This is a genomic window from Nocardia sp. NPDC004260, assembly GCF_053603155.1.
Genome location: NZ_JBSGEZ010000137.1, coordinates 1 through 8,976, shown reverse-complemented (window position 1 = coordinate 8,976; position 8,976 = coordinate 1). Strand labels below are relative to the sequence as shown.

Sequence of the window (8,976 nt, the reverse complement as noted above, 5' to 3'; positions counted from 1 at the left end):
CAGCTCTGTTACCACAACTCCCCTTCATACCAGGCCCTCAAGGCACCCCGCTTCAGCGGCAACAGTCCAGCACAGGAAGTTCCCGGACGCTCACTAAGAGGCGTTGAGCCACATGCCTTGTACCTACCCACGCATCTCGGGACCGACCGCATCGCATCACGCCGTAGCAACACCGCGACCGACCGACAACACTCTGGAATGGAGAGCCCATGGGCATGGAGGACGAAGAGTTCACCTGCGATATGCCGCCGATGCGGATGTCGCCGAAGGAAGCTCGCGAGTACTGGCGCGAGCACAGCTGGCATCTCAGGCCGTGCCGACTCGCCAGCGCAGCAAGAGCCGTACTAGACGGTGAGCTAGGCCTCCCGTGGAGCGAAGTGGCCGATCTGCACACGGTCACCGCGTGGGTCGCCGCGTATGAGAACCGCGGCATACCTGTCGCAGCAGGCAGCGACGGGCGCGGCGTGGACCTGGTGGCTGACGATGCCGTGACCGTTGTGCTGGCACCCGCTGGCCTCGCCGCGGCTGCATACGACGCTGTGGGCGGCTGCATGCCTACCCTCGCCGCCTTCGCGCCGTATGTGCCAAGCCAGCGCTGGGCGGTCCTGATCCCGCACCAAGACCTGCCCGACGACGTTCGCAGCGCACTGGCCCGATGTGACGTCGACGTGCTGCGTCACGGAGAGCGGTTGGCACTGCCCAGCCAGCAACCTGACGATCTGCACTGGTGGTACGAATGGCCTCGCGGTCGGCCCGGCGCGCCGCGTCTGATCTCCCTCGTCGTGGTGGCCAACTGCCTGCTGCGTGTCAGCGGCGCTCGCCAGTCACTGACTTTCGACGGCTACAAGATGGGACTGCGCCAGTGGTAGCGACAGCCGAGGCACTATCCGAGCGCGGGGTCAGGCGTATCGCTTTCGCCCCAGAACTGATCTCGGGCATCCCATGCGACGGGCGTGCGCGGTAGCGTCGGCACGGCCAGCAACGGTATTCAGTGCAGGAGTGCTTAGTGAGACCAGTTGGGGTGGCCAGCGAGTACGGACAGTTGCGATCGGTGCTGATGCGCCACGCTGGACCCGCAGTGCCAGACCTGTCCGGCTCGCTGGATCCGGTGCTCACACGGCAGCTCGCGACCAGCCGGTGGGCGACGTACTCGGTCGAGCGAGTGCGCGCACAGCAATGCCGTTTCATCGACCTAATGCGTGGCCGGGGTGTGGAGGTGGTGCTCGCTGATCAGGTGCCAGGGTGCTATGCCCAGCACTACACCCGTGACCTGGGATTTGTTGTCGATGACGTGTTCGTGGTGTCCCGATTGAACTCACCGCGGCGGCACGGAGAGTTCGCGGGGTTACGGCGGCTTTGTGAGCACATCGATCGGGTCACCTATCTCGATGCCGGGACAATTGAGGGCGGCGACGTGATGCTCCACGACGGGCACGTTCTCGTCGGCCTGAGCGAGGAGACCTCACCGGCCGGGGTGGAAGCACTGCGGCACCGGCTGGACCAGCTCGGCGTTGAGCGGCTGGTGACACCGATCGAGTTCGTCTGCGACGGGATCGTGCACTTGGACGACCACTTCAATATCGTCGCGCCGGAACTAGCGCTGGTTCATCGATCGGTATTCGACGATGTGCAGATGCGCTGGTTCGGTGAGCACTTCGACCTGATTTCCGTCACCGACGAGGAAGCCCTGGGGGTAGAGGTGAACGTCCTTGCGCTTGCGCCGGGGGTGGTGGTCGTCGCTGAGCGTAGCGAGCGAATCGCGGCCGAGCTTCGGGTGCGCGGGATCGAGGTGATTCCCATCGACTACTCCGAGGTGACGAAGATACCGGGGTCTTTCCGCTGCTCTACCTTGCCGCTCGTCCGATCGAGCACGGCGCGGTCAGGAGTGGGCCGCAGGGAGCAGTTCGAAGGCGGTCTCGGCCACGCGGGTTCCGTTGATCTGGATGTGTAACCGGCTGGTGCCGGGCGCGAGTTTGCGGTTGGCCGTTGAGCGCAGTGACTGCGACCGGGTCATGTGGCGGGTTTCGCCGGGCGGCAGCTCGATGGTGGTCCATTTGAACACGGCTTCGCCGTGCCCGGTGCGGGCGCGCGGGTACTGCAGGACGTAGTCGATGATGACGCGTTCGGTGCCGGCGCCGGTCGACTGGAGGGTGAGGTTGAAGCCCAGGGTGTCGCCGATCGTTACGGTGGAGGCGTCCACTTTCAGGCCGGTGACCTTGACCATGGGTGTGGTGGATACGCCGAGGAATTCGAACGCGCCGGGGTGGCCCTTTTTCACCAGTGTTCGCAGTGATTGGTTGATGATGAATGTCATCTCGGCTAGGCGCTGATTGTTCGACGTCCGCCACTGGTTCAATATGGACAGCGCGAGGTCGGGATCGGTGCGGGTGATGTCGTTGACGTGGTTGGCCACCGATTGTGTGACGAATCGCGAGGTGTCGCTATAGAGGTTGTCCAGGACTGGGATCGCTGTGTCGATGGGCAAGTTGATGCGAGGTGACCAGGGCAAGACCGGGCGTGTTCCTTCGCTGGCCAGCCTCCGTACGTGGTAATCGGGGTCATGGCTCCATATCCTGACAGTGTTCATCGTTTCGTCAGGGAATGCGTTGATGAAATAACGCAGCGCGTCTTCGGCGGTGAAGTGCTTTGTCAGTTCTTTCAGGGCATTCAGTGATGATTCAAGGTTGCGGCGTGTGCAGCCGTAGCGGGCGATGAAATCTGAGTATGGAGCGTAGGTGTAGAGGCCGAAGTCGCTGCCGGTAAAGGTGGCATCGTCGTGCGGGGGCAGGGCAGCGAGGATGATCGCGGTAGCGGCACCGATGTCGGCGGGCAGGTGGGAGGCCAATACGTCCGCTACACAGGCGATTCGGGCCTTCAGCTCCAGGTGCGGCAGTTGCGCCATGACGTCTGCGACGAACCTTCCGGTGTCGAAGCTCGGTTCGACGCGGGACAGATCGGCGGCCAATGATTCGACGCGTGATCGGTTCATGGCAGATTCTTTCAGCGGAATCCCCTGGCTCATGCCGGAATGATAGCTCACGCACTGGATGGACAGGTGCTAGTTCACTCGGGCAGCGCCACAGCGAAGCCGGTTGTGGCACTCCATATCTGCCCGATTAACACATGCGAATTATGCCAAGTGCTCGTCCCGGTGGGGCTAAAATCTGACGGTGAGCTGCTATAAAATCGACCCGCTGGAAAGCTCCTTTGCAGCGCATGTTTCCGGCATCGACCTTTCCCAACCGCTGAAGGCATCCGAGGCCACCCGGCTTGTCGAGGATTTGATGACGTTCCGGGTCCTCGTCGTCCGGGGCCAGGACCTGTCTCACGATGATCATGTCCGTGTGAGTCGGTTGTTCGGTGAACCCGAAATCCATGTGCAGGATCAGTACACGGTCGCCGGTTTCCCGCAGATTGTGACGATCAGCAATATTCATCGCGATGGGGTGCCGATCGGGCTGTACGACGGTGACAACGAAGTGGAGTGGCATACCGATCTGTCGTGGAAGCCGCAGATGAGCGCGGTGTCGCTGCTGTACTCGGTGATCGCACCTGAGGTGGGTGGTGAAACCCGGTTCGCCGACACGACCGCCGCCTACGACGATCTACCGGACGAGCTGCGCGCCCTGGTCGACGGGCTCGAGGCGGTGCATTCGATGGTGCACTTGTTCGAGCGGCAGGCCGCCGACAACCCGGCGAAGGTGCCGCTGACCGACGATCAGCGTGCGCAGGTGCCGGATGTGGTGCATCCGCTGGTGCGGCTGCATCCGCTGACCGGTCGTCGGTCGCTGCTACTGGGCGACATGATCATCCGCGGCGTCCTCGGCGTCGATGAAACCCGCTCGCAGCAACTGCTGGATCAGCTGCACGCCCACGCCACCGCCGACCGGTATGTCTACTCGCACCGCTGGGCGGTGGGTGATCTGGTCATCTGGGACAACCGGGCTACGATGCACACCGCCTCACCGTGCGATCACACTCGTCACCAGCGCCTGCTCTACCGCACCACAGTCATGTGATTCGGAATCGCCGCGCCGGGCGGGTGCTCGGCGCGGCGATCAGGGGGTAGGTCAGACGCCGGCGTCCGTCGTTTCGATCACCGGCAACCACGGCACGGCGTTGTCTTTGCTGCCCTGGTGCACCGGGGTCAGCGCGCTGTGGTCGTCGAGGGCCATCATCGTGATGCCCATCGCGGTGCCACCATCGTCGAACGCGGCGACGAGCGAGCCACAGGTGGGACAGAACCCGCGCTTGGTGGTGGGCCAGGTGTTGAACCACGTCGGCTCCCCGCCGGCGCCGGTCCACGCGAACGTGTCGAGGGGGAAATCGACCCAGGCCACGACCGGGGCTCCGCCGAGTTTCTGGCAGTGCGGACACGAGCACAGATGCGGCCAGATGGCCTCACCATCGGCGCGGAAGCGGATTTGCCCGCACAGACAGCCACCTTCATACATCGGCTTTCCCCTTTCGATCGAAATTTATTGTGACAGAGCAAAATTCATGCGCGGTGCGACATCCTGGCACCGTCCCGGTCAGCGTAGTGCAACGCGACTGGCCGAGCCGGGACGTGCGGGGTGTGCCGTGGTGCGCGGGTCAGAACACCGCGGACTGCTGAAACAGTCTGATGTCGCGGGCCCTGGTGGCGGCCATGCAGAGGCGTTCGATGCCGATGCCGAGGCCGACACTGCGGGCAGGCACGACACCGTCGTTGATCGCCTTCTGCACCAATGACTGCTCGCGGTTGTAGAGGCCGATCGCGCTGGCGCGGGCGATGAATGCTTCGGCGTCGGTTTCGTCCTCGTAGCCGTGCACGACCTCGACACCGTCGATGAACACCTCGAACCGGTTGAGGACTGCGGCGGTGCCGTCGCGCAGCTTGGCGCACGGCTCGTTGCCGCCCAGCGGCATATCGACCAGGAACACCGCTGCTCCGGCGCTGGTCGGCTCGAGCTCAGTGGCGATGTAGGTGTCGAGCAGGTCGTGCAGCGGTGTGTCGGCCGGTTGATCGAGGTGGCGGGCCAGCGCGGCGATGTACGGGTCGAGGGTTTCGCGGGTCAGGTCCGCGCCGAGTGTGGCGCCCAGATGCTCGGCGACCGAGATCCGCCGCGGGGTGCCGGAGTGGGCGAGTCGCACCAGGTGCTCAGCGAGTTCGAGCAGGTAGTCGTAGCTGGACTCGGCGGCGTAGAGATCCAGCATCGTGAACTCGGGAATGTGGGTGGCGTCGGCAGGGTCGTTGCGGAAGCAGGCGCCGATCTCGAACACCTTCGGTGTGTGTGCGAGTTGGTGGCGCAGGGCCGGGCCGATCATGCTGCGCAGCCATCCGTCGCGGCCGCCGACGGCGGCGGTGGCGCGTTTGCCGGTGAGGTCGTCGGCCTGCCGGAACGTCGGTGTGACGGTCTCGGCGAAGCCTCGGCTGCGCAGCAGGGTTCGGATGTCGAAGAGAAGGTCGGATTTGACCTCGATGGCCTCGCGCGCGCTCAATGCCGGATGTGCGGTCGTGGCGGCACTCATGCGAGGTAGTCCTCGCAGGAGCCATCGCGCACGGTGTCGAGGGTGAAGCAGTGGAACCCTCCGCCGAACAGGCGGCGGTGGCGGTGCTGGACCGGGATGACGGTGAGGCCCTTCTTCTCCAGGGTGCGCATCAGGTCCGGGCACAGGCTGTTGACCACGACGGTGTCCTCGTCGACCGAGAGGACGTTGATGTCGATGTAGCGGCTGGCCAGATTGAAGCCGAAGCTGCTGTAGTCGGGGAAGGCGTCTTCGTCCTGTTCGGGCGGGATGATGATGTCCCAGCTGTGCAGCGGTTCGGGTAGCGCCTCGAGGTAGTGCATCGAGCGCAGCATCAGCAGGCCGGGCCGCAGGGGCACCACGATGCTGTCGATGTGGCTGTCGGCGATGGCGTCGAGCCGGTGGAACCGCAGCTCGGGGAAGGTGCGTCGCAGCCAGGTGAAGCCCAGCTCGTGGTTGGCGTTGGCGACGTTGACGAGGATGTCGCGACCGAGGCGCATGCATTGGGCGCCGTCGAAGATCAGCTCGTGTCCCAAACCCGGCAGTTCGCGGGTGTCGGTGTCGCCGGTGACTGCCGACAGGTCGAAGGGCTGGCCGTGGAAGAAGCTCGGATCCAGTGACCGGCGCGCCAGCGCGGGCCGGGGCATCGACATCCATCCGGATCCGGCCTGCAGGTATCGGTAGAAGTGTGGTTTGAGGTAGTCGTTTTCGAATACGCGACCGCGGATGTGGGGCGCGGTCTCGAGGATGGTGCCCCCGAGAATGATCGTTTGATCGCGCACGTTCAGCGGCGGCGTTTCCCGCGCCGACCACCAGGGCGAGCCGATCATGGCTCGCTCGGTAACTGGTGCGGGACGCAGAACTCGCACTCCGGCTTCGGTGAGGGCTGCACAGAGCCCTTCGACGTCTTCTTCGAGTTCGTCGACCAGCGCGGGCGGGATCGCCAGTTCCCGACTGCCTTCGGCGGCGGTGGGGGTGACGTTGTCGAGGTAGAACAGCCGGAAGCTGGCGTCGATGTCGTGGGAGGTGTAGCTGTGCGGCTCGCCGACGATGACTTCGCGCAGGGGCGTCCATTCATCGAAGCTGTTGACGGGCAGGGACATTCGGATCGGTTCCTGTTCAGGTGTAGAGCTGTCGGCGCGGGCGATGTGGCCTGGGGTCAGGTGTTGGGCTGATGTTCGGCGAGCTGGTGGTGCAGTCGGGTCACGATGTCGTCGAGCACCGAGGGGATGTGCGGGGTGGCGCGTCGGCGGAAGAAGAACCCGCTGCACCAGGGCACGTCATGCCAGCGGGGATAGTTCTCGCGCAGGATCGCGGCGGCTTCGGGGAGTTCACGCCAGCCGATGTTGGGGAACCAGTGGTGGATCGGGTGGAACATGTCGTCGTTGTGGCCGCCGAGCAGGTGCCGGGTCAGCGCATGCGAGTTCCAGCCGCGGGTCTGCCGGATGACGTCGGTGTTGTGGATCAGACCGGCGTGGTTGCCCAGGTCGGTCAGCCAGGTGACGATGGGGCGGACCACGATCAGCGGCAGCGGCCAGTAGAGCGCGAAGTCGACACCGTGCCCGATCATGGTGGCCGCGGCGGCGACGGCGGTCCATACGGCCCACCGGGTTGTGGCGGCTTTCCAGCTCTCGTCACCGGCTTTGCCTGCCAGGGTGAGCAATCCGTATTTGGGCAGCTGCCACAGCGCGTTGCGGAGGATCACCTGGGTGATGAAGGTCCGCGTGTCCGGCCAGGGGGCGTGCGCGCGGCGGGAGATGTAGGAGCGCAGCATCGGGTCTTCGGGGCTGCCGAGTTTGGCGTGGTGGATCCGGTGGCTGCGCCGGTACGGGGTGAATGGCTCGCCGAGCGCGAGGCAGTTGAGATGCCCGAGGATGGTGTTCGCCCGGCGTGAGCGGGTGAGTTTGGTGTGAATCGCCTCGTGCGTGAGATTCGACAAGTGCCGCTGGCGGATGCCGATGTAGATCACGCACACCAGGGTGAGGATCGGGTGCCCGACGACGATGCCTACCGTGGCGGTTGCGGCGGCCGCGAAGTAGTCGCGTGCCAGATCGAGTGGGCCTTCGGTGCGACCGCGCGCGCACAGCGCGTCCATGCGCGCGATCAGGTCGGGGCCGAAGGCGCGCCGGACCGGGCCGGACGCTCCTGCCGAGGGGCGCCGTTGGGTGGACTGGCGCGCCGCGATGATCATGCTCACTCTCCACGCTGAGGTTGGACGAGGGTCGAGGGCTCGGCGGCGGAGCCGGAGCTCGCCAGCGGACGCCTCGATCGGGCCGAATCGGGGGTGGCGGGGCCACGGGCGAGCACGAAATGTGCCGTCGCGTGGCCCCCACCGGGGTTGGGGTGTGAGTTCAGACCTCAGGAGGCGTCCGGGCGCACACCCGCCTTGAGGGCGTCGGGCCGGACACCGGCCTTGAGCCCGGCGTCCGGGCGCACACCGGACTTGAGCGCGTCCGGCCGGACACCGGCCTTCAGCGCGTCGGGGCGGACGCCGCTCTTGAGCATCGGCGACATAGTGATCTCCTTCTTCTTGATGGGTTACTGCGGGACAGGGTGCTCAGGGGAGGGTGGCGGCGCGGGTGGCCAGCTGCGACCACCAGAACGTCATGCCCTGGAGGATTTGGAGCCAGCCGTCGACGATCTGCGGCAGGTCCAGCCCGAAGGTGCGGTATTCGCGGATGAACCGCGCGATGCCTTCAATGTGGGCGGCCTCCACGCTCAGGCCTTCCACGGCCGCGGCTTCGTGGCCTTCGTCCAGGTGCAGCGAGTAGTAGTAGTCCAGGTTCGGCAGTGCCGCTTCGGCGCCGACGGTGAGAGCGGCGTAGCGGTCGGTGATCTTGCGCAGCAGCTCGGTCTCGTCGATCGCGACGCCTTCGGTGGCGTAGTAGCCGCCGCAGATGCGGCTCACCGACGACCCGATGACCAGCCAGTCGTGCAGCGACACCAATGTGGCGGTCTCCGGAGCGGGGATGTGCCCGTTGACCAGCAGTCCGAGATCGGCCAGCAGCGCCCCGGAGTAGAGGGTGTAGTGCGCGGGCACCTTGCCTCGCTCACCACCCTCCTCGAGATGGTTGCGACGGAACTCGTGTGCCAGCTCCATACATCCGCCCTGCACGGTGTCGGCGGCCTGGCGCAGGAAGTCGGAGTTGTAGCGGGCGAACACGCTCAGCTCCTGGATGTAGAACGCGGCTTGGGCTTTCGACAGTGTCTCGGGTGACACCTCGGCGGTGATCTGCTTGAACAGCGCGGCGACCATCGGTGCCATGTGTTTGTCGACCAAGTCGTCACCGCTGACCGTGGGCTGGTTGAGCAGAATGCTGGTAATCGCGGCTTTCGTCTCAGGGTGCCCGTCGAGGTAGCTGTGGACTTTCGATGTGCTGATAGCACTACCTTCGTTCATGGCTGGGACCTCCGGGGAACGCTTTTGTTGCTTGTCCTGCGAGGACTGAAATGAGACGGCGTCCCCGG

Annotated in this window: 10 protein-coding genes; 3 read left to right on the top strand and 7 right to left on the bottom strand. The window is 65.2% G+C overall.

What is annotated here, in order from left to right:
• Positions 1–209 precede the first annotated feature (209 nt).
• Both ACWEO7_RS37030 and ACWEO7_RS37025 read left to right on the top strand, forming a co-directional pair.
• Positions 210–869: a hypothetical protein gene (locus ACWEO7_RS37030; protein ID WP_452430227.1), complete on the top strand. Its 660-nt coding sequence runs from the start codon at positions 210–212 to the stop codon at positions 867–869.
• Between the two features lie 293 nt (positions 870–1,162).
• Positions 1,163–1,951, top strand: coding sequence for a dimethylarginine dimethylaminohydrolase family protein (locus ACWEO7_RS37025; protein WP_452430226.1), 789 nt, complete (start codon positions 1,163–1,165; stop codon positions 1,949–1,951).
• Here ACWEO7_RS37025 and ACWEO7_RS37020 read toward each other — a convergent pair.
• The gene (locus ACWEO7_RS37020) at positions 1,880–3,022 is read right to left on the bottom strand and encodes a hypothetical protein (protein WP_452430224.1); all 1,143 of its coding nucleotides are present in this window, start codon (positions 3,020–3,022) and stop codon (positions 1,880–1,882) included. The genes ACWEO7_RS37025 and ACWEO7_RS37020 overlap by 72 nt on opposite strands.
• A 148-nt stretch (positions 3,023–3,170) precedes the next feature.
• Between ACWEO7_RS37020 and ACWEO7_RS37015 the strand changes: the two genes are divergently transcribed.
• Positions 3,171–4,019, top strand: coding sequence for a TauD/TfdA dioxygenase family protein (locus ACWEO7_RS37015; RefSeq protein ID WP_452430222.1), 849 nt, complete (start codon positions 3,171–3,173; stop codon positions 4,017–4,019).
• Positions 4,020–4,070: 51 nt separating this feature from the next.
• Here ACWEO7_RS37015 and ACWEO7_RS37010 read toward each other — a convergent pair whose 3' ends face one another.
• The 6 genes from ACWEO7_RS37010 to ACWEO7_RS36985 all read right to left on the bottom strand — a co-directional run bounded on the left by ACWEO7_RS37010 (position 4,071) and on the right by ACWEO7_RS36985 (position 8,908).
• Positions 4,071–4,454, bottom strand: coding sequence for a GFA family protein (locus ACWEO7_RS37010; protein WP_452430221.1), 384 nt, complete (start codon positions 4,452–4,454; stop codon positions 4,071–4,073).
• Between the two features lie 139 nt (positions 4,455–4,593).
• Positions 4,594–5,511 (bottom strand): amino acid--tRNA ligase-related protein, encoded by a 918-nt coding sequence (locus tag ACWEO7_RS37005; RefSeq protein ID WP_452430219.1) that lies wholly within the window; start codon positions 5,509–5,511, stop codon positions 4,594–4,596.
• The gene (locus ACWEO7_RS37000; RefSeq protein WP_452430218.1) at positions 5,508–6,611 is read right to left on the bottom strand and encodes an inosamine-phosphate amidinotransferase 1; all 1,104 of its coding nucleotides are present in this window, start codon (positions 6,609–6,611) and stop codon (positions 5,508–5,510) included. Before ACWEO7_RS37000 ends, ACWEO7_RS37005 begins: the two co-directional genes overlap by 4 nt.
• A gap of 56 nt (positions 6,612–6,667) precedes the next feature.
• A complete protein-coding gene (locus ACWEO7_RS36995) occupies positions 6,668–7,699 on the bottom strand; it encodes a fatty acid desaturase family protein (protein ID WP_452430217.1) in 1,032 nt (343 codons plus the stop codon).
• Positions 7,700–7,866: 167 nt separating this feature from the next.
• Positions 7,867–8,022: a hypothetical protein gene (locus tag ACWEO7_RS36990; protein ID WP_201298219.1), complete on the bottom strand. Its 156-nt coding sequence runs from the start codon at positions 8,020–8,022 to the stop codon at positions 7,867–7,869.
• A gap of 43 nt (positions 8,023–8,065) precedes the next feature.
• Complete coding sequence (locus tag ACWEO7_RS36985; RefSeq protein ID WP_452430215.1) at positions 8,066–8,908, bottom strand: DUF3865 domain-containing protein; 843 nt, start codon at positions 8,906–8,908, stop codon at positions 8,066–8,068.
• Between the last annotated feature and the right edge of the window lie 68 nt (positions 8,909–8,976).